Source organism: Castellaniella hirudinis, assembly GCF_042651965.1.
GTDB classification, from domain to species: Bacteria; Pseudomonadota; Gammaproteobacteria; order Burkholderiales; family Burkholderiaceae_B; genus Castellaniella; species Castellaniella hirudinis.
On record NZ_JBHSDY010000005.1, the window covers coordinates 139,505 to 159,855 of the forward strand.

Annotated in this window: 22 protein-coding genes; 16 read left to right on the forward strand and 6 right to left on the reverse strand. The window is 63.3% G+C overall.

Features of this window, described 5'->3' with window-relative positions; all coding sequences use genetic code 11:
- Positions 1–13 precede the first annotated feature (13 nt).
- From ACFO0J_RS08875 to ACFO0J_RS08890, 4 genes are all read right to left on the reverse strand, one after another.
- Positions 14–2,053, reverse strand: coding sequence for an AAA family ATPase (locus tag ACFO0J_RS08875; protein ID WP_376812707.1), 2,040 nt, complete (start codon positions 2,051–2,053; stop codon positions 14–16).
- 506 nt (positions 2,054–2,559) lie between these two features.
- A complete protein-coding gene (locus ACFO0J_RS08880) occupies positions 2,560–2,745 on the reverse strand; it encodes a hypothetical protein (RefSeq protein ID WP_376812708.1) in 186 nt (61 codons plus the stop codon).
- Positions 2,746–2,867: 122 nt separating this feature from the next.
- Entirely contained in the window at positions 2,868–3,452 is a 585-nt protein-coding gene (locus ACFO0J_RS08885) for a hypothetical protein (protein WP_376812709.1), read from the reverse strand.
- A gap of 14 nt (positions 3,453–3,466) precedes the next feature.
- Positions 3,467–4,711 (reverse strand): tyrosine-type recombinase/integrase, encoded by a 1,245-nt coding sequence (locus ACFO0J_RS08890; protein ID WP_376812710.1) that lies wholly within the window; start codon positions 4,709–4,711, stop codon positions 3,467–3,469.
- Positions 4,712–5,241: 530 nt separating this feature from the next.
- On the opposite strand from ACFO0J_RS08890, the gene ACFO0J_RS08895 reads away from it, so the two are divergent.
- From ACFO0J_RS08895 to ACFO0J_RS08905, 3 genes are all read left to right on the forward strand, one after another.
- Positions 5,242–5,784, forward strand: coding sequence for a hypothetical protein (locus ACFO0J_RS08895; RefSeq protein ID WP_376812711.1), 543 nt, complete (start codon positions 5,242–5,244; stop codon positions 5,782–5,784).
- Between the two features lie 146 nt (positions 5,785–5,930).
- Positions 5,931–6,539 (forward strand): TetR/AcrR family transcriptional regulator, encoded by a 609-nt coding sequence (locus ACFO0J_RS08900; protein WP_376812712.1) that lies wholly within the window; start codon positions 5,931–5,933, stop codon positions 6,537–6,539.
- The gene (locus ACFO0J_RS08905) at positions 6,536–7,678 is read left to right on the forward strand and encodes a YbfB/YjiJ family MFS transporter (protein WP_376812713.1); all 1,143 of its coding nucleotides are present in this window, start codon (positions 6,536–6,538) and stop codon (positions 7,676–7,678) included. Before ACFO0J_RS08900 ends, ACFO0J_RS08905 begins: the two co-directional genes overlap by 4 nt.
- A 6-nt stretch (positions 7,679–7,684) precedes the next feature.
- Here ACFO0J_RS08905 and ACFO0J_RS08910 read toward each other — a convergent pair whose 3' ends face one another.
- Positions 7,685–8,215 carry a hypothetical protein gene (locus ACFO0J_RS08910; RefSeq protein WP_376812714.1) on the reverse strand — a complete coding sequence of 177 codons (531 nt, stop codon included), beginning with the start codon at positions 8,213–8,215 and terminating at the stop codon, positions 7,685–7,687.
- Positions 8,216–8,356: 141 nt separating this feature from the next.
- Between ACFO0J_RS08910 and ACFO0J_RS08915 the strand changes: the two genes are divergently transcribed.
- Positions 8,357–9,277, forward strand: coding sequence for an ATP adenylyltransferase family protein (locus tag ACFO0J_RS08915; RefSeq protein ID WP_376812715.1), 921 nt, complete (start codon positions 8,357–8,359; stop codon positions 9,275–9,277).
- Between the two features lie 88 nt (positions 9,278–9,365).
- Positions 9,366–9,686, forward strand: a complete 321-nt coding sequence (locus ACFO0J_RS08920) for a helix-turn-helix domain-containing protein (RefSeq protein WP_376812716.1) — start codon at positions 9,366–9,368, stop codon at positions 9,684–9,686.
- A gap of 82 nt (positions 9,687–9,768) precedes the next feature.
- Here ACFO0J_RS08920 and ACFO0J_RS08925 read toward each other — a convergent pair whose 3' ends face one another.
- Entirely contained in the window at positions 9,769–10,998 is a 1,230-nt protein-coding gene (locus ACFO0J_RS08925; RefSeq protein WP_376812717.1) for a nucleoside recognition domain-containing protein, read from the reverse strand.
- A 344-nt stretch (positions 10,999–11,342) separates the two neighbouring features.
- Here ACFO0J_RS08925 and ACFO0J_RS08930 point away from each other — a divergent pair, with 344 nt between their 5' ends.
- The 11 genes from ACFO0J_RS08930 to nuoF all read left to right on the forward strand — a co-directional run bounded on the left by ACFO0J_RS08930 (position 11,343) and on the right by nuoF (position 20,349).
- Entirely contained in the window at positions 11,343–12,551 is a 1,209-nt protein-coding gene (locus tag ACFO0J_RS08930; RefSeq protein ID WP_376812718.1) for a porin, read from the forward strand.
- Positions 12,552–12,880: 329 nt separating this feature from the next.
- Complete coding sequence (locus ACFO0J_RS08935; RefSeq protein ID WP_376812719.1) at positions 12,881–13,261, forward strand: porin; 381 nt, start codon at positions 12,881–12,883, stop codon at positions 13,259–13,261.
- A complete protein-coding gene (locus tag ACFO0J_RS08940) occupies positions 13,233–13,976 on the forward strand; it encodes a porin (protein WP_376812720.1) in 744 nt (247 codons plus the stop codon). The genes ACFO0J_RS08935 and ACFO0J_RS08940 overlap by 29 nt, the downstream gene beginning before the upstream one ends.
- Positions 13,977–14,259: 283 nt before the next feature.
- Positions 14,260–14,568, forward strand: coding sequence for a DUF4148 domain-containing protein (locus tag ACFO0J_RS08945; RefSeq protein ID WP_376812721.1), 309 nt, complete (start codon positions 14,260–14,262; stop codon positions 14,566–14,568).
- Positions 14,569–15,132: 564 nt separating this feature from the next.
- The gene (locus tag ACFO0J_RS08950) at positions 15,133–15,420 is read left to right on the forward strand and encodes a BrnA antitoxin family protein (protein WP_376812722.1); all 288 of its coding nucleotides are present in this window, start codon (positions 15,133–15,135) and stop codon (positions 15,418–15,420) included.
- A 306-nt stretch (positions 15,421–15,726) separates the two neighbouring features.
- On the forward strand, positions 15,727–16,086 hold the full coding sequence (locus tag ACFO0J_RS08955; protein WP_376812723.1) for an NADH-quinone oxidoreductase subunit A: 360 nt from the start codon (positions 15,727–15,729) through the stop codon (positions 16,084–16,086).
- A gap of 12 nt (positions 16,087–16,098) precedes the next feature.
- Positions 16,099–16,575 carry a NuoB/complex I 20 kDa subunit family protein gene (locus ACFO0J_RS08960; protein WP_043680684.1) on the forward strand — a complete coding sequence of 159 codons (477 nt, stop codon included), beginning with the start codon at positions 16,099–16,101 and terminating at the stop codon, positions 16,573–16,575.
- A gap of 29 nt (positions 16,576–16,604) precedes the next feature.
- Positions 16,605–17,216, forward strand: a complete 612-nt coding sequence (locus ACFO0J_RS08965) for an NADH-quinone oxidoreductase subunit C (protein WP_376812724.1) — start codon at positions 16,605–16,607, stop codon at positions 17,214–17,216.
- A 1-nt stretch (position 17,217) separates the two neighbouring features.
- Positions 17,218–18,471 (forward strand): NADH-quinone oxidoreductase subunit D, encoded by a 1,254-nt coding sequence (locus ACFO0J_RS08970; protein ID WP_376812725.1) that lies wholly within the window; start codon positions 17,218–17,220, stop codon positions 18,469–18,471.
- Between the two features lie 31 nt (positions 18,472–18,502).
- Positions 18,503–18,985 carry an NADH-quinone oxidoreductase subunit NuoE gene (gene nuoE, locus ACFO0J_RS08975; protein WP_376812987.1) on the forward strand — a complete coding sequence of 161 codons (483 nt, stop codon included), beginning with the start codon at positions 18,503–18,505 and terminating at the stop codon, positions 18,983–18,985.
- A 74-nt stretch (positions 18,986–19,059) separates the two neighbouring features.
- On the forward strand, positions 19,060–20,349 hold the full coding sequence (gene nuoF, locus ACFO0J_RS08980; RefSeq protein WP_376812988.1) for an NADH-quinone oxidoreductase subunit NuoF: 1,290 nt from the start codon (positions 19,060–19,062) through the stop codon (positions 20,347–20,349).
- The last annotated feature ends 2 nt before the right edge of the window (positions 20,350–20,351 follow it).

Below are 20,351 nucleotides of genomic sequence, written 5' to 3' on the forward strand. Positions count from 1 at the left end.
GGGGGGGGGCGGATCAGTTTGTCTTAATTCGTACTTCCGATTGATCCGCTCCCGTGCCGGTTGCCGGTTCCCTATAGGGGGAACCGGCACGGCCGGCAAAACCCGGGGCTTGCGCCGGTTGCCGTTTCTTGCCGGAAACGGCATCAACCGGCAGCGGCTCAGTACTGCGAACGATTCCCCCTTCGAGGGTGTAGCCGTGTCGTCCGTCCTTGCACACGTTTCGTAGCCCGTTAGAGGCGTATTCCCGGCGACGGTCGCGGCCCTCCGCTGGGGGCCCCTCGTGGGCCAGCATTTCGGCAATGATGGTGGATTCTGCTGCCTTGGACCCCAGATCAATTATTAGGGTACGCATGGCGTCGATTGCGAGTTGTTCCCACTTGCCGAGTGGGCGGGTTTCAACCGGGACCGCCGCACCCTTGACCACGCAACTGGTGATCTGATCCCCGTCGGCGTCCGTACCGACAACGAGGGTCTCCAGGTCGAACCCGTACGCGAGACCGTCTACCCCGTCCTTCGACTTGGTGACTTTCAGCATGCGCCCCCCAGCCTTACGGGAGACTTCCAGTTCAGCATCGGCGGCGGCTTTCAGACCCGACCACCCCCGCGCCCCCCGGCTGGTGTCTTTGCCTGCGTGGTGAACCAGCATCACGGTCGCGCCGGTGTGCTGGTGCAGGAACTTGCAGTGCCCCAGGGCCTTACCCATATCTTCCCCGGCGTTCTCATTGGCCCCGGGGGTCATCTGGGCGAAGGTGTCCAGGATGATGAGATCAGCCCCGCCGCGGTCGGTAATGCTGTGGGTCAGGGCGGCAACGTCGGCAGGCTGCATCAGGTTCGGGGCAGCATCCACGATCCCCAGCGGCAGGGATGCAAACGAGATGTCGTGATGTTGTTCATAGGCGCGGACCCGGCCCCCGAATCCCCCGGCACCCTCTGCCGCGACGATGACAACCCGCCCCGGCTTGGTTCGCATCCCGCGCCAGTTGACCCCTCGCACGATAGCCCCGGCCAAATCGAGGGCAACAAAGGACTTCCCGGCCCCGGATTCGCCATACAGAACCACCAAACCGGCACGGGGAATCAGGCCCTTGATGTGCCACTCTGCCGGGGGGCGGGCCAGGAATTCCCCAGCGGCCAGCACGGGGAACCGTGCCGGGGTGTCAGGGGCGGGCAGTTGCGGGGTGGTCGGTGTGGGCGCGACGGGGGTGGTGTCGGGCAGAACTGCCCCAGTATCACGGGCCATCTGAATGAGGGTGCCGATACTGACACCCCCGGCATCCCGTTTGAACGAGGCCCATTGCTTCGCCACTTCATCGGCGCCAGGGTAGCGGTGGACGGCCCGTGCGCTCCAGGCGTCCCAGAGGTCGAGGCCCACATCATCGCCCTGGTATTCAGAGTGCAGCGCCATGCCCACACGAATCCAGGTGTCCCGGTTGCAGTCCGGTGACAGAGCATCCAGGCATGCAGCGATCCGGTCAGGGGTTACCTGTGGGTAAAGTCCCGCGCTCAAGTCGTCGTTGTTCGCAAAGCCCGACGGGATATGCACGATAGCGGGGGGCGTAGTCCTCGTCGCAAAGTCCAGCAGCCATTGAGGGGCCTCTGCCATGACTCCTTCGTTTGCGGCGGGCAACCCCTCCAGGTCGTGGCGGATGACATAGCCTCCATCGGCGCGAATATCCAGCCCAGGACCGAGTTGCCCCGCTGAACTACGGGCCGACAGACCGTCAGGCAGGCGGAAATAAAAATGCACCCCGCCACTCCGGGTTCGATAGACAAAGGTCTTCGGCACCCCGTAGCCCCGTGCCTTCATGGTGTTGATGCCGTCCGCCCCGTTTTTCCGGTCGATGTCCAGCACAATCAGCCCGCCCCCCGTCGGCTGGCCTACCAGCGCGTCGGGGTGCATTTGATCCCAGGCGGCGATCTGGTCGGGGTCGGCGGACGCATCCTTGAACCCGTGTCGTGTCAGGGGCCGCTTGTCGGCGTCGCAGGGGAAAACGGGGATGCCTGCGGCGACCAGGGGGCGGACACGTTCTGCGAACGATGCGTGGGCCGTCATCACATCCCCCCAGGGATCGACGTCAACCCGTGCCGGTTCTTGAAACTGGGAGGCAACGGGGCGCGACGGTACCCGTTCGCCCAGTCGGGACGGGTGTATTCACTCAGGCGGTCGAACCATGCCAGCGCCTTATTGTGCAGCGCCATCAGTCGGGGCGGGTGGATTGCCCAGGCCGCATCATGCCCACGGCACCAGCTAGCGAGGGACTCCAGGCTAGCGACATCATCGGCGGTCAGGGTGTAAGTGGTGCATACAGCGTTCCCGCATACCCGGACTGCCAGCCCATTCCCGTCGAACGGGACCCCCAGCAGGGCAACCCGCTTATCAGGCCCACACTTGTAGATTTCGAGTGCGCTCAGGGCACGGTAGTAGGCTGCATCCGTCATCTGGGCAGCATTTGCGCTCGTTGGCCTGATGTAACCGCTTGTACTATGATGCATAAGGGTTCTCCATTTTCGTATTTGGTGGAATCAATGACCCCCGTCATGCCCGGCGGGGGTTTTCTTTTAGGCCGCTGCACGGTCTAGCGCCCTGGTTTTCAGCCGCGCCGCGTAGGCTTGCAGGTCCACCGTATCGAAATACCTGATCCGCCCTTCGTGGTAGCCCTGGGGGCAGTCGGGATCGTTCTTGACACGGTCCCAGAGGGTGGAGACACCCATGTCCAGGAATTGGGCGGCGAGGCGGGGGCGCATGCGTTCCGGGAGAAAACGTGCATAAGTGGGGATGACTTGCATATTGGTTTCCTTAGATTCTCCCGTACGAGTGGGGAGTTGGAACCAAGTGTGAGGCAGGTCAGGGAATAGGTGGGGTGCAGTTATTTGCGATTTTTCATGCGCTTGATGGCGCGGTTGCGGGCGCGGCGCATGCCCCCAGGGTCTTGGTTGCTGTCGGGGTCTTGGTCCTGTTGGAAAATTCCGCAGGCAACTAATACATCCCTGGTTTTCTGCTCAGCGTGGGGCCGGGACGCCCCTGTGCTGTGAAACAGGTTGTAGAGGTTCCGGATCAGGGCGTCGCGGTCCGGTTGCGCGGGTTGTCCGGGGGTGTGCCTCGTGGCAGAGACCTGCTGTTCATATTCTTGCAGGGCAGTCCCGACAGGGGCGCCATTTACTACGGCGGCTTTCACCATGAAGGGGACCGCCTGGGGTTCAGGCAGAGACTGGGTTCTTTTGTAATACTTACGCAGGCGGCGGGCGTACGCTTGCTGGGTGCGCAACGTCGGCCCCTGCATGACTGCCCGTTTTGCTCGAAACTGCGCGATCAGGTGCGCAATCTCCTGTTCGTGGTGACTGGTATCAATCCCCGGCTTACAGAGGGCCTGTTGGATGGCCCGCATTTCATCTGCCGTCAGTGGTTCGACGGAGACGATACGCGAGAAGGAGACTGGATTCTTAATGGCCATACGGTCTCCCTTGATTACGCCACCCGCGCCAGTTGCACGACGTTATCCGCCCGTTGCCCGTCGAGGAAATCACCCCATGCATCCATCATCGCGGCCCGCTGGGGCAGGTACAGGGCGTGGTTGTAGGCAGCCGATACGGCGTTGCGCGGCTGGTGGGCGAGTTGCAGTTCGATATGCTCGTGGGGCCAGCCTTGCTCATGCAGCAGGGTCGAGGCCACACCCCTAAACCCGTGGCCGGTCATCCTGCCCTTGTAGCCCATCGCATCGAGCGCGGCCAGGATGGCATTGTTCGACATGGGGCGGCGGTGGTCCCGGTCGTTGCAAAACAACAGCGGGCTATCCCCGGTCAGTTGCCGCACGTCGGCCAGGACTGCCAGGGCCTGCCGCGACAAGGGCACGATATGCGGGGTGCGCATCTTCATTCTGTCGGCAGGAAGCGTCCAGCGGGCCGCGTCGAGGTCGAACTCATCCCAGCGGGCACCGATCAGTTCGCCAGTTCGGACGAACGTCAGGGCCATCAGTTGCATAGCCAGCCGGGTACGGATGCGTCCGTTGTATCGGTCGATGGCCCGCAGCAGGGCGGGTAGTTCTTTTGTGTCTACCCGGGCGTAATTCGTTTTCGAGCGGGCAGGCAGGATGTCGGCAGGCTTGATGTCCGCCGCTGTGTTGCGGGGCGCGAGGTCGTGGGCCACGGAGTACCGCATGACCTGTCCGCAGGTTTCGAGGACTCGCTTTGCGACATCTAGCGCCCCGCGGCTTTCGATCCGCTTGGCAACGTCCCGGAACGCGGATGCGGGGATTTCGGAGACAGGCAATTTCCCGATCAGGGGGAAAGCGTCTGCCTCCAGTCGCCGGATGACGTACCCAGCATGGGCGGGGCTTTTCGACGGCTTCCAATGGTCGAACCATTGACGGGCTACACGCTCGAATGAGTTTTCAGCGGCAGCAGCCCGGGCCGCTTTGGTGGCCTTGCGTTCCGCCATGGGGTCATGGTCTGCCGCCAGCAGCTTACGGGCGGCGTCGTGGCGTTCCCGGGCCAGGGCCAGCGGCACATCAGGGTAGATGCCGAAAGTCATCGTCTTTTGTTTGTCGTGGTATCGGTAGTTCCAGCGCCACAACTTGCCGCCCGTCGGCATCACGCGCAGGTACAGGCCGCGTTGATCGGGCAGGTTGTAGGGTTTGTCGGCAGGCTTCGCGGCGCGGCAGGCCGTGTCCGACAACTGGGTGTTGCGGCGGTGCGCCGTCGTGGTGGTGGTCATGGGGCATACTCCAGCATAGTGACAGCCCCGACGGATGCCGGGGCGGGACCGGGGGGTTAATCGGTCGCGGCTCCTGTGAGCCATGCGTGGAGCGCATCGTCGGGATAGCAGACGCGGCCATCCTCGATGCGAAATGGCGGGCCGACCCTCCGACCCGTTGCCAGATATCCATCCCGCCAGCGGCGGACTTGGCTTACCCGGACTTCCAACAGCAATGCAACTTCGTGTTCCGTGTACATATAGTTTCCCTCAAATGAGATGGTGTGAGCATCACTTGATGGGCATTTTGTTGGTACACGGTCTTTGCGTCAGGGCGAAAGCTAGGAAAATCAGGGCTTTCGGGACATCTTGGGGATGCCTCCGTCCCAGCAATTCCCGGCGCCGACCCGCCGGATCCCGAAACCCGCCGAACCTCGGTTCCGCGGGTTTTGTTTTGGCCGATCGATTTTTTCGAGTCGGCTCATCCATCGGTCGCCCGCGGGCGTACACTTTCGCGGTAGCTCTCGTCCCTTCTTGCCAGCGAGCCGACCATGAAGCTGACCGTCTCCGGATTCCGGCTGTTCCTGTCCTGCGTCCTGATGCTGGGCGCGGGTGCTCCCGCCGCCCAGGCGGCGGACGACGCCTCCGGCGGGCCCGACGTCGAGGCCGGATCGCGTCACAAGGTTGATTTCGCGGACCGGTTGGCACGAGCTCGCGTCGGCCCCGATGATGAGGTGGTGGTTCTGGTCCATTCGGCCAAGGATTGCGTGTTCTGCCAACGCTGGAAGGGCTCCCTGGGAGGGCAGGGCGAAATCGCGCGGTATGCGGATACCCATCCGGGCGTGCGCTATTACGTGGTGGAACGATCGCGGATCGCCGACGCGGAAACCGGGGATCTCTATCCCGGGGCGTTGGCCTGGCTGTACGACAAACGCGCAGGCAAAGGCAAGGCCAACCTGGCCGTGCCTTCGTATGACGTCATCGTGCGCCACAAAGTCGTGTGGCACGCCTTCGGCTACAGCGCCTGGGACAAGACTGTGTTGCCGGCGGTCCGGTCGCTGGACGATCGGCGGTCGGTCGGGAACGGGAACTGACGGCGGTTCGCGCCGGCCCGGCCTGCTCGCGCTTCGGGCTTGGAAAACAGCTTGGTGATCAGGCAGTCGGGTGTGGGTATATTTTCCTATTAATTATACAGACTGGTATGTATAATTAATCATCATCCGATTCGAGAGCCTCCGCCATGGCGCGTCCAGCCGGTACTGTTTCAATTGCCCGTTCACGCATTCTGTCCTGCGCGTCGGACCTGTTCTATCGCAAGGGCATCAACCATGTGGGTGTCAACGAGATCATCGAGGCCAGCGGCGTGGCCCGGATGACGCTCTATCATCACTTCAAGTCCAAGAACGACATCATCAGCGCGGTGCTCGACATGCGCAGGGCGCGCCGCCTCGAAGGCATCCAGGTTTCCATGCAAGAGGCCGATACGCCGCGCGGCCGGATCCTGGCCATCTTCGACTATCTCGATCGCGTGATCGACGATCCCGGGTTTCGCGGCTGCGCTTTCATCAACGCGGCGGTCGAACTGGCCGATCCGGCGCATCCCGGCTTCGAGATTTCCATGCGGCACAAGCGGCGCATGATTGAGGAATTTGAGCGGATCGCGGCGCAGGCGGGGTGGCGCGCGCCCGACCTGTTTGCTTTGCAATGCCAGTTGCTGTGGGACGGCGCCGTCGCTGCCGCCCAGATCGGCTATGACGACGCGCCTGTGCGGGCGGCCCGCGCCGCGCTTGAAACACTGATTGACGCAGCCGAATCCGGCGCGGCGCGGCGCGCCGGAGAGCAGCCATGAGGCCGGCCGTCCTTGCCTGGGCGCTGTCCGGCGGCTCGGCGGTCGCCGTGGGTTTCGCGCGCTTCGGCTACGCCTTGATCCTGCCGGCGATGCGGGTGGACCTGCAACTGAACTACGCGCAGGCTGGCTGGCTCAATACTGCGAACGCGCTTGGCTATCTGTTGGGCTCCCTGCTGACCATCCACTTCGTGGCGCGCTTGGGCAACCGGCGACTGTTCATGGGCGGCATGGCGCTGACGACGCTCGCGGTGCTGGCCAGCGGATTGACGCAGGACTTCTTCTGGCTGAGCGTCTATCGCTTCGCGGCCGGGTTCGGCGGAGCGGGCGCTTTCATTTGCGGGGGCGTGCTGGCGGGGGTGCTGGGCATGCGCGCCATTGTGATCTTTTTCAGCGGCGGCGGCCTGGGCATGCTGCTGACGGGCGCGGCCTTGCCGTGGCTGTTCGAATGGCAGGGGACGGTCGCCTGGCCGGCGGCGTGGATCGCCATGGGGCTCGTCTGTCTGCCGTGCGCCGTTGCCGCGATCCGCGCCGCTGCGGCCATTGCCGAGCCCTCGTCCTCGCGCGACAGCGCCCGGTGGCCCTGGCGGCCTTGCCTGCCGATGCTGAGCGCCTATTTCATTTTCGGTCTGGGCTACATCGCCTACATGACCTTCATGGTGGCCTGGGTGCGGCAGCACACGGCCGATACGACTCGTCTGGCCATGGCCACCTCCGTGATGTGGGGGCTGCTGGGGGTGGCGACTTTGCTGGCGCCGGTGCTCTGGGCGCGGCTGTTCAACGGGCGCCGGGACGGCTTGCCCATGGGAGCGGCCCTGCTCGTGTTGACGGCGGGTGCGGGGCTGCCCTTGATCCTGCCCGATCTGGCGGGCATCTGGCTGTCCGCAATGCTGGTGGGCGGCAGTGTCTTCATGGTGCCGTCCGCAGTGACCGGCTTCGTCAAGGGCAATCTGGCGCGGCCGGCCTGGGGCAACGCCATGGCGGTCGCCACCAGCCTGTTCGCCATCGGCCAGACGATCGGTCCGGCGGCCTGCGGATGGATCAGCGACCTGGCCGGCTCGCTGTCCTTCGGGCTGGCTGTATCGGCTGCGGTGCTGTTCGCGGCCGGCGTGCTGGCCGCCTGGCAGAAACCGCTGGCTTGAGACGGCTTAGCGCCTCGGGAAGCTGTCGTCGTAGATGTACATCGGGTCCGGCCCCGGGTGGAATTTGGTCACCTGGTCGCCCGCGCGCCCCATGAACACGTACATCAGCGAATTCCAGACGTGGTCCTGTTTGTAGCGGTAGCTCCAGACGATCTGGCGCACGTTGGGCAGGCCGGCCGTGTCGATGATGGCGGGCGGTCCGAATTCGCAGCGCACCTGGTCCGCCGTCCATGTGCCTTGCTTCAGGATCTGGAAGTGCTCGTCCGTCAGAATGGGTTCGACCTTCTGGACGCGGCCCTGGGCATCCACCGTGGCGCCCCAGGCGTATTGTCCGAGCGGCTGGCGGGACCAGACGACGCGGTCGTGGCCCTGGCGGTCGACGCATTGCAGCGTCGGCGCGCCAAACTGCGCCGTCACCTGGGTCAGCGGCGTGCCCGGCGGGGTGGCGGTGATGCTGGCGCAGCCTGCCAGCCAGAGGCCTGCGCCCGCTGCCAGGGCGCCTCGGGCGAGGGTGCGCGTGTATGAGCGGGAAAACATGAGACGCCTCCATATGCGGTTTTCATCCCCCGATCAGACATCTTTGACGACGATCTCCTACAATCGGATGATCTTGTCGTCCGGGTGCCGAGCCCGTCGGCGCGGCCGGCGGAGCCGGGTCTGCTCATGCAGGGGAGAGATATGCATTCTAACTTCATGGATGCCGTGCGGTCGCGCAGCGATCAGGCCATCGCTTCCGGCGATCTGCAGCCCATCGAGGCCGAACAGGTCGTGATAGAGGACCGGGGCCTGCCCTTCATCGTCCGCTGGGTGGCCGCCTTGGCGGCCAAGGACGCGGCGAAGCAGGGCGCCGCGGCAGGGCAGCCTGCCTCTCCGAGTACCGCCGCCGTGACCCTGCCGGGCGGGCCGCGCGACCCGGACTTCAATCCCTTCCTGAAACCCGACCCTGCCTTGCTCGTGGGCCCGGTCGGGGATCATCACTCGGCCATTCTCAATAAATTCCCCGTGTGCCTGCACCATCTGGTGCTGGCCCGGCGCACGTTCGCGGAACAGCTTTCGCCCCTGGAAGAAATCGACTTCCAGGCCCTGGCCTTCGTCCTGTCGGCTCAGGGCGGCCTGGGCTTTTATAACGGCGGCGCCGCTGCGGGCGCCAGCCAGCGGCACAAGCACGTCCAATGGATTCCCGATGCCCCGGGCAACGCCTCGCTGCGCGCCCTGGGGGCCGGCCTGCCGGCAGGGCAGGCGCAGGGCACCGTCGTCCGCCATCCCGCGCTGGGCCTGGCCCATTGCTTCGTGCGCGTGGACGCCGGCCTGGGGGCCCATGCCGAGGCCAGCGCCCGCGCCATGCTGATCGCTTTCGGTCAGGCCTGCGCTGCGCTCGACCTGCGCTCCGGCGCAGACGGCCTGCTGCCGCCCTGCAATATGCTGGTGGGCGACGGCTGGATGTTGGTGCTGCCGCGCAGCCAGGAGCATTTCCAGGGCGTGTCCTTGAACGCTTTGTCCTTCGGCGGCACGATCTACGTGCGCGATCCGGCCCAGATAGACGCCATCCGCACGGCCGGTCCGCTGCAGGCTTTGGCGAGTGTGGGGGTGGCAGGCTGAGTTCGGGGTGTGCTGAGCAGGACCTTTCCGTCCCTTGTGAACGCCTGAAGGCAGCATTGGCCCGTCATGGAACGGGCGAGAGGACATTATGAGTTTCAACGATCTCCCCCAAGGCACGGATAACGTGTTGTTGGACCTAGGGTTTGATGACGCTGAGGAACTGACCGCCAAGGCAGCACTCGCTCTCAAGCTCAATGCCTTGATCGACCAGCGCGGCCTGAACCAGATGGCCGTGGCGACAATCACTGGCATGACCCAGCCCAAGGTCTCTCAGATCCGTCGATATAAGCTCCAGAACATTTCTCTGGAGCGGTTGATGCAGGCGTTGGTCTCACTGGACCAGCAAGTCGAGATCGTCGTGCGGCCAGCTCGGCGCGCACATGCGCCGGGGATTACCGTCGCTGCTTGAGGCAGCCCTCCACGTCGCGGTCCGTAGGCCGCTCCGATTCGACAGATATGAGATAGCTCGCAAGGGCTTCTCATGTCCGGTTTCATGCAAAAAACCAATAGCACACCCCGATCGAGGCCAGCACCCCTGCCAGGTCCGCCAGCAGGGCGCAGCCCACGGCGTGGCGCGCGCGTTGGACGCCGACCGCGCCGAAATACACGGCCAGGACGTAGAAGGTCGTCTCGGTGCTGCCCTGGACTGTGGCGGCCAGCAGGGCGGGGAAGCTGTCCGGCCCGAAGTGCTGCATGGTCTCGATCATCAGGGCGCGCGCCGCGCTGCCGGAAAAAGGCTTGACCAGGGCGGTGGGCAGGGCGTCGACGAAACGCGCGTCCAGGCCGCCCGCATGCACCAGCCAGCGGATGCCGTCCAGCAGCACGTCCAGTGCGCCGGAGGCGCGCAGCACTCCCACCGCGCACAGCATGGCGACCAGATAGGGCAGCAGCCCCTTGCAGACGTCGAAACCGTCCTTGGCGCCCTCGATGAAGCTTTCGTAGACGGGAATGCGTTTCCAGGCGCCGGCGATCAGGAAAGCGACCAAGATGCCGAACAGCGTCAGATTGCCCAGCAGCGAGGACAGGGCGGCCACGGCGGCGGCGCTCATGGAGGCCAGCAGCGCCATGAAGCCGCCCAGCAGCAGCGCGCCGCTGCCCAGCCAGGCCAGGACCACGGGATCGTGCAGCCGCAGCCGCTGCATGAAGGCCACCGCCAGCAGGCCCGTCAAAGTCGAGGCCGAGGTCGCCAGCAGAATCGGCAGGAACACCAGCGTCGGATCGGCCGCGCCCTGCTGCGCCCGGTACATGAAGATCGTCACCGGCAGCAGCGTCAGCGACGAGGCGTTCAGCACCAGAAACAGGATCTGTGCGTTGCTGGCGGATTTGGGTTCCGGGTTCAGCGTCTGCAGCGCATGCATGGCCCGCAGCCCGATCGGCGTGGCGGCATTGTCCAGCCCCAGCGCGTTGGCGGCAAAGTTCAGCGTGATCAGGCCCAGGGCCGGATGCCCGGCCGGCACCTCCGGCATCAGGCGGCGGAACAGCGGTCCCAGCAGCCGCGCCAGGCCGGCCACCAGTCCGGCCGATTCCGCGATCTTCAGAAAACCCATCCACAAGGTCAGCGTGCCGAACAGCATCAGCATCAGCTTGACCGACAGATCCGCCATGTCGAACAGGCTGGCGATCAGGCGGGCGAACACGCCCGGATCGCCCAGGACGAGCCATTGGAACAGTGCGGCCGCCGCCGCGACGAGGAAGAACCCGAGCCAGAGGATGTTCAGCATGTCGCAGTCTAGCGCGGCGCAATACCGGCTGTCATGAGAGAATCTGGGCATCCGCGTGCCTGGCGCGAGGCCAATGGACATGCGGGAACCCGCGATCTGAATCCAACTTCTCCGTCCGGATACAACATTAGGGTAATTCCTGATCCCGGCCGGAGGGATAGGGGTCGATGTTGTGAACATGCAACGACTTCCCGGGAAACTGGCGGTTTTGTCCCGCTCAACATAGCGTTCATCCCGGATTTTTGATGCAATACCTACAACTTCCCATCGCGGAGTTGGAAGAGCAGCAGCACAGGTTGTTGTTGGCCTGCTCTGATTCACACAAATCTACGGAGATTTCTTACATGAAAAAGACTCTGCTCGCTGCTGCTCTGCTGGCCGGCTTTGCCACCGCTGGCGTTGCTCAAGCGGAAACGTCCGTGACGCTGTACGGCATCCTGGATACCGGCTACGGCTACCAGAACTTCAAGTACGATCACAACGGCGCCGACGTCCGCGCTCGTTCCTCGGGCCTGCGCGACGGTACCTTCAACGGCAGCCGTTGGGGTCTGAAGGGTGCTGAAGACCTGGGTGACGGCCTGCGCGCCATCTTCCAAGTCGAAGCCCACGTCAACCTGGGTGGTGAGGGCGGTGCTGCTCAGAGCGGCTTCAACCGTCAATCCTTCGTCGGTCTGTCCAGCGACAGCTGGGGTACCTTCACGATGGGTCGCCAGTACTCCGCCGGCACGGAAACCTTCATGGGTCCGAACGGTGTGAACCTGGGTGATGCCGATAAGGTCTTCGGTTCTGTTGGCCTGGGTGGCGGCACCCGCGTCAACAACTCCTTCAAGTATGTGACGCCCGATATGGCCGGCTTCAAGGTCATCGCCCTGTATGGCACTGGTACTGATGGCAGCACCTGGGTCACTCGTGACGGCGACAAGTCGTTGTCTGATCGCGGTACCCGCGTGTCTCTGGGCGCTTCGTATGTCAACGGCCCGATCAGCGTTGGTGCTAGCTACGACCGTCAGAGCGTGACTGGCGCTACCTCCACCACGGGAGCTCCGTACGCTCTGAATCCTGCCACGGGCAAGATCGAAGGAACCAAGACCACGACCAATGGTTCGCCGTCTGCTCTGACCAACTGGCAGATCAGCGCTGCCTACGACTTTGAAGTCGTGAAGCTGGGTCTGGGCTACGGTCAGGATCGCCACGGCAAGATCGGCTGGAATGGCGGTGCTGAATCCCTGAGCACGATTGCTGAAGGCATGGGCAACGGCTCGCTCGATACCGCCAACTACAGCTTCAAGTCCAACAACTACCACGTGGGTCTGAGCGCCCCGATCGGTGGCGGCACCCTGTACGCTGGCTGGAACTACTCCACCTCCAACCTGGACGACGCGAATGCCTGGGGTGACGAGGCTGGCAACATCAGCGCCTACCAGGTCAACTACGTGTACCCCCTGTCCAAGCGCACCAGCCTCTACACGTACGCTTCGTACATGAAGAACGTTGGCTACGTCAAGGACCTGAAGGGTACCGAAGCCGGCGTGGGTATCAACCACAAGTTCTAATCGTCTCGCGTGGCTTGTCCACGCTTGCGATGCGGCCCGGCTTGCCGGGCCGTCACGAACGGCGGGGGCTTCGGTCCTCGATGCAAAAACCACCCTCCGGGGTGGTTTTTGCATTTGTGGCGCACGATCCCTTGCCGTCATCCGGCCGCGGCAAAACGGTCAATAAATTTAATGGGCGTTTATCAGGATGTAGTCCTATAACGGTCATATTCGAATGTCAGACTCCGTACCGGTTCCGGCAGCAACGTCTCGTTGCGGCGCGGCCGGGGGCAGCCACGCTTTTCGTCGACGGGCTGTCCTGATTCATTCAACTTACGGAGATCTCTCTCATGAAAAAGACGCTCCTCGCTGCGGCGCTGTGTGTCGGCTTTGCCGGCGTGGCCCAAGCGGAAACGTCCGTCACGCTTTATGGCATCCTGGACACCGGCTACGGCTATAGCCAGGTCAAGTACGACAGGAATAATGTGCAGGGCTCGAACACCAGTTCGGGTTTGCGCGATGGTATCTTTAACGGCAGCCGCTGGGGCCTGAAGGGTTCTGAAGACCTGGGCGACGGCCTGCGCGCCGTCTTCCAGCTGGAAGCCAACGCCAATCTGGGCGAAGGGTCGGGCAGCAAGCACAGCGGCTTTGCGCGCCAGACGTTTGTCGGTCTGACCAGTGATAGCTGGGGGGGCCTTCACGATGGGCCGCCAGTACAACCTGGGCTATAACGGATTCACCCATGATGTGAATGAAGGGGTGAGCTTCGGTGACATGGATCGGGCCTTTGGGGCGCAGGGTTCAAGCACCCGCATGGACAACTCGTTCAAGTACGTCACCCCCAGTCTGTCAGGCTTCAAGGCCGGGATTGCCTACGGCAACCCCGACACGACCGTCACCCGCATCAACGGTGCGAGCAAGTCGGATCGCAGCAATCACCTGTCGACCGCCTTGAAATACGAGAGCGGTCCTCTCTTTGTCGCCGCCAGTTATGACCGCGCCAGCAGCTCGCTGGACAACGCGATCACCAACTGGGCCATCGCCGGCGCCTACGACTTCGAGGTGGTCAAGCTGCACCTGGCCTATGGCCAGGACCGCTATGGCAAGCTGGGCTGGGCCAACGAAGCGAAAGACCTGTACGAAAAGCTGATCGGCACCTATTCGTTGGGCAAGGACTTCAAGTCCAGCAACTACTACGTGGGCCTGTCGGCGCCGGTCGGCGCGGGCACCCTGGTGGCGTCCTGGTCGCGATCTTCGTCCAATCTGGACGACAGCGACAAGTGGGGCGACAAGGCCAAGGCCCAGAACATCTATCACGTGAACTACAAGTACCCCCTGTCCAAGCGTACCTCGGTGTACGCCTACGGCAGCTATGGAACGGGTGTCGGCTATGTCGACGGCGTGAAGGTGAAGGAAGCCGGTGTCGGCCTGAATCACAAGTTCTGATCACTGCGCATGGAACCCCCCATGCCGCGTGAGGCCCGGTCCGCCGGGCCGTCCCGAATGACGGGGGCTTCGGCCCCCGGCAGCAAGAAAGCCGCCTTCGGGTGGCTTTCTTGGGTCATGCGCGACAAAAGATCGACAAAAATGGACACTGAATTTTCCTCTGTGTTGTTTATTGCAGCGCAGCGCAAGCGTAGAGTGTTTCCAGTGGGGCAGGACGTGATTCACCCGCAGATGGCCCGTGAGGTCCTGCTTTCACATGCACTTGAATGTGAAGGAAATCATCATGAAAACTGTGACCGCTGCCTCTATCGCCATCCTGTCCCTGGGCCTTGCCTCTGCGGGTATCGCGCAAGCCGATCAGGGCAATTATCCGGACATCGTGACCCCCAGCACCCAGACCCGGGCGGAAGTCGTGCATGAACTGCGCGTGGCGCAGTCCCAGGGTCTGGTCACCGAGGACCAGCAACCCGACTATCCTCAATTGCAGAACACCGGCCCGTCCCTGAGCCGCGCCCAAGTGCTGGCTCAACTCAAGCAAGCCGAGCTCGACGGCCAGGTCGTCCTCGATAACACCGCGCTGCATCCTTCTTGAACATGCTCATTGCCGCGTCGGGCTGCAGCATCAGCTTGCAGTGCCGGGCCCGAAAGCCTGCTGTGCTTAAGGTGCAGCAGGCTTTTTTGCACCTGGGCCTGCGGTGTTCAGCACATGGCTTTCAGTCCCTTGCGCACGATGAGATCCAGCAGTTTTTGTGGCGAACGGAGAAAACGGGACGTTTTTAACCAATCGTAGTTTTGTGATCTGGCCGTGATCTGGTGGTCCGGTCATCATGAAGCTTCTGACCCATACCGGGTTTGTTTTGCTTTTGTCTACACAAAGGCGTAAGCTGAAATGAAGATCGCAGGCTTTGACTGGGATGCCGGCAACTGGCCGAAATGTGGCAAGCACGGCGTGTCCCAAACGGAAATAGAGCAAGTCATGTCTGGGGCGCCGGCTTGTATGTCGGACCCGTTTCCTGATGAGCCGCGCCAGCGGGCGATCGGCAGAACGTGGGCCGGACGATACGTTTTTCTGGTGTTTTGCTTCGGGCGGTCGGCGAGCAGTTGAAGATTCGTCCAATCAGCGCTCGCTACATGCATCAAAAAGAGATTGCACACTATGAACGCCAAGTTGAAACCCATTCCCACACTGCGCAGCGATGAGGAGGCAGAGGACTTTGTCGCCAACGCGGACTTGACGGAGTACGACCTGTCGCAGTTCAAGCCCGTGCACTTCGAGATCGAACCTAAATCCGCGTCGCTGAACATGCGTTTGCCCGTCGCGCTGCTCGACGCAGTCAAGGCTCGCGCGAAAGCCAGGGGCATTCCCTACACCCGCTACGTGCGCATGGTGCTGGAAACAGACGTCATGCAGGGGGCGGGCGCCATGCGGCGCAAGCATTCATAAGAGCCGAGGCAGCCGTCGGGTGGTCGTCAGCCCAATCCGCAGACCTCGAAACCTGGTCCCTGAACATCCTGGACGCGACCACCCTGGAAGACGTCTTCCGCGACTGACGCCCCTGCGGGTCGTATCGCCGTCTTGCCGCCCCATCCCGCCTTCCGGTGGGATGCGTCTTTTCAGGTGCTTGAAAGGCTTCTCGTGATCTGCTGAATTCTTGATCTCGAATATGTTTCCACTGCGGGTTTTCCCGGCGTTTGAGCTTGTCGAAATGCTACAATCCCGTGGTTTGATCTTTTGGAACAGGGGCCATCCATGAATCTGGCACAGTACTTTCCCGTGCTGCTTTTCATCATCGTCGCCACGCTGATCGGCGCGGCCCTGCTGGGCGCGGGCCGCCTGCTGGGCCGGAACGTGCCGGATCCCGAAAAGCTCTCGGCCTACGAGTGCGGCTTCGAGACCTTCGGTGATTCGCGCATGAAGTTCGACGTGCGCTACTACCTGGTGGCCATCCTGTTCATCATGTTCGACCTGGAAATCGCTTTCCTGTTCCCCTGGGCCATGGCCAATGGCGCGGTGGGCATGGTCGGTTTCTGGACGGTCGCCATCTTCCTCGGCGTGCTGACGGTCGGCTTCATCTACGAGTGGCGGCGCGGCGCGCTGGACTGGGAATAAACGGGGGTTCATATGGCTATCGAAGGTGTCATGGACAAAGGTTTCATCACCACCAGTGCGGACAAGTTCCTGAACTGGGCAAAGACGGGCTCGCTGTGGCCCATGACGTTCGGCCTGGCCTGTTGCGCGGTCGAGATGATGCATGCCGGCGCGGCGCGCTACGACCTGGACCAGTTCGGCATTATTTTCCGTCCCAGCCCGCGTCAGTCCGACCTGATGATCGTGGCCGGCACGCTGTGCAACAAGATGGCTCCGGCCCTGCGCAAGGTCTACGACCAGATGCCCGAACCCCGCTGGGTGGTTTCCATGGGTTCCTGTGCCAACGGCGGCGGTTACTACCACTATTCCTATTCTGTGGTGCGCGGCTGTGACCGCATCGTGCCGGTGGACGTCTACGTGCCGGGCTGTCCGCCGACGGCCGAGGCCCTGGTCTACGGCCTGCTGCAGATGCAGAACAAGATCCGCCTGACCAACACCATCGCCCGCTAAGGCGCCGTCCAACCGTTGATGCACACGATATGACACGGCTACAGACTTTAGACACGAACCTGCGCGCGGTCCTGGGGGCCTCGGCTGAACTGACCGAAGATCGCGGCGAACTGACGCTGCGCGTGCCCGCGGACGCCTGGGTGGAAACCTGCCGCGTGCTGCGCGACCACGCCAGCCTGCGCTTCGAATCCTGCGTCGACCTCTGCGGGGTCGATTATTCCGCCTGGAAGGCGCCCACGTACGCCGCCGGCGACGCGCATCCCCAGCGTTTCGCCGTGGTGATCCACCTGCTGTCGGTGACGCACAACTGGCGCCTGCGGGTGCGGGTGTACGCGACCGACGACGCGTTCCCGGTGGTCGCTTCGCTGGTGGACATCTGGCCCTCGGTCAACTGGTACGAGCGCGAAGCCTTCGACCTGTACGGCGTCGTCTTCGAAGGCCACCCCGACCTGCGCCGCATTCTGACGGACTACGGCTTCATCGGCCACCCGTTCCGCAAGGACTTCCCGATTTCCGGGCACGTGGAAATGCGCTACGACCCCGAACAGAAGCGCGTCGTCTACCAACCCGTCACGATCGAGCCGCGCGAGGTCACCCCGCGCATCGTGCGCGAAGACCACTACGGCATAGAACGGTACTGACATGGCAGAAATCCAGAACTACAACCTGAACTTCGGCCCGCAGCACCCGGCCGCGCACGGGGTGCTGCGCCTGGTGCTCGAACTGGACGGCGAAGTCGTCCAGCGCGCCGACCCGCACATCGGCCTGCTGCACCGCGCTACTGAAAAACTGGCGGAAACCCGCACCTTCCTGCAGACGCTGCCCTATATGGATCGTCTGGACTACGTGTCCATGATGAGCAACGAGCACGCCTACTGCATGGCGGTGGAAAAGCTGCTGGGCATCGAAATCCCGCTGCGCGCGCAGTACATCCGCGTCATGTTCGACGAGATCACGCGCGTCCTGAATCACCTGATGTCGCTGGGTTCGCACGCGCTGGACGTGGGCGCCATGGCGGTGTTCCTGTACGCTTTCCGCGAACGCGAAGACCTGATGGACTGCTACGAGGCGGTCTCGGGCGCGCGCATGCATGCGGCCTACTATCGTCCGGGCGGCGTGTACCGCGATCTGCCCGACACGATGCCGCAGTTCAAGGGCTCCAAGTACCGTTCCGACAAGGAAGTGCGCGCCATGAACGAGGCGCGTTCGGGTTCGCTGCTGGACTTCATCGAAGACTTCACCAACCGCTTCCCGGCCTGTGTGGACGAATACGAGGTCCTGCTGACGGACAACCGCATCTGGAAGCAGCGCCTGGTGGACGTCGGTATCGTGTCGCCGGAACGCGCGCTGGCGCTGGGCTTTACCGGCCCGATGCTGCGCGGCTCCGGCATCGAATGGGACCTGCGCAAGCACCAGCCCTACGAAGTCTACGATCGCGTGGATTTCGACATTCCCGTGGGCAAGAACGGCGACTGCTACGACCGTTATCTGTGCCGCATCGCGGAAATGCGCGAATCCAACCGCATCATCCGCCAGTGTGTGGAATGGCTGCGCAACAACCCCGGTCCCGTCATCACCGGCAACCACAAGGTCGCCCCGCCCGCGCGCGAGAAGATGAAGACGGGCATGGAAGACCTGATCCACCACTTCAAGCTGTTTACCGAGGGCATGCACGTCCCCGAGGGCGAGGCCTACGCCGCCGTCGAACACCCCAAGGGCGAGTTCGGCATCTATCTGGTGTCCGACGGGGCCAACAAGCCCTACCGCCTGAAGATCCGTGCGCCGGGCTTTGCCCACCTGCACTCGCTGGAAGAAATGTCCAAGGGCCACATGATCGCCGACGTGGTCACCATCATCGGGACCCAGGACATCGTGTTCGGCGAGATCGATCGCTAGCCGCGCGGACATCACAGGGAATCTGATTATGTTGCTTTCCGAACAAGCCTACCGGCACATCGACCGGGAAATCGCCAAATACCCGGCGGACCAGAAGCAGTCCGCCGTGATGGCGGCGCTGACGATCGCCCAGGGCGAACAAGGCTGGGTGTCGCCGGACGTGATCCGCGACGTGGCCGCCTACCTGGGCATGCCGCCGGTCGCGGTCCAGGAAGTCGCCACTTTCTACAATATGTACAACACCAAGCCGGTGGGCCGCTTCACGCTGTCCATCTGCACCAATCTGCCCTGTGCGCTCCAGGGCGGCACCGAGGCCGCCGAGCACCTCAAGCGCACGCTGGGCATCGATTTTCACGAGACCACGCCGGACGGCCTGTTCACCCTGGTCGAGGGTGAGTGCATGGGCGCCTGCGGTGACGCGCCCGTGATGCTGGCCAACGGCACGCACATGTGCTGCCGCATGCAGCCGGCCAAGATCGACGCCTTGATCGGTGAACTGAAGGAATCCGCATGAGCGCCCAGGACGTACTGCAGAAATTCTCCACGGACGCGTTCGCGCCCGATCTGGGCGGTGATCCCGCCCGCAGCATGATCTTCCACGGCCGCCACATCCAGCCGCAGATCCTGGCCGATCTGGACGGGCACAACTGGGGCATCCGCGACTACATGGCGCGCGGCGGCTACGAAGCCCTGAAAAAAGTCCTGTCGGGCATGACGGCCGACGACGTGATCGCCGAACTGAAGGCGTCGAACCTGCGCGGCCGAGGCGGCGCGGGCTTCCCGACGGGCCTGAAGTGGTCCTTCATGCCGCGCAACATCCCCGGCCAGAAATACGTGGTCTGCAACTCGGACGAGGGCGAGCCCGGGACCTTCAAGGACCGCGACATCCTGCGCTACAACCCGCACGCCGTGATCGAAGGCATGATCATCGGCGGTTTCGCGATGGGCGCGTCGGTGGGCTACAACTACATCCACGGCGAAATTTTCCAGATCCACCAGCGCTTCGAGCAGGCCCTGGAAGAAGCCCGCGAGGCCGGCTTCCTGGGCGACGACATCCTGGGTTCGGGCTTCAGCTTCCAGTTGCACTCGCACCACGGCTTCGGCGCCTACATCTGCGGCGAAGAAACCGCGCTGCTGGAATCCCTCGAAGGCAAAAAGGGCCAGCCGCGCTTCAAGCCGCCGTTCCCGGCCAGCTTCGGCCTGTACGGCAAGCCCACCACGATCAACAACACGGAAACCTTCGCGGCCGTGCCCTGGGTGATCCGCATGGGCTCCCAGGCCTACGCCGAACTGGGCATCGAAAAGGCGGGCGGCACCAAGATCTTCTCGATCTCGGGCGACGTCGAGCGCCCCGGCAACTACGAAATCCCGCTGGGCACGCCGTTTGCCACGCTGCTGGAACTGGCGGGCGGGATGCGCGGCGGGCGCAAGCTGAAGGCCGTGATTCCCGGGGGCTCTTCGGCCCCGGTGCTGCCGGCCGACATCATGATGCAGACCAATATGGACTATGACTCCATCGCCAAGGCCGGCTCCATGCTGGGTTCGGGCGCGGTCATCGTCATGGACGAGACCCGCTGCATGGTCAAGTCGCTGATGCGTCTGTCGTATTTCTACTTCGAGGAATCCTGCGGTCAATGCACGCCCTGCCGCGAGGGCACGGGCTGGCTGTACCGCATGATGCACCGCATGGAAAACGGCCAGGGCACGATGGAAGACATCGACACCCTGGACTCCGTGGCGCACAACATGATGGGGCGCACGATTTGCGCCCTGGCCGATGCGGCCGCCATGCCCGTGCGCAGCTTCATCAAGCATTTCCGCGACGAATTCGTGCACCACGTGGACCATAAGGACTGCGTGGTTGCCAAGTATCTGTAGGG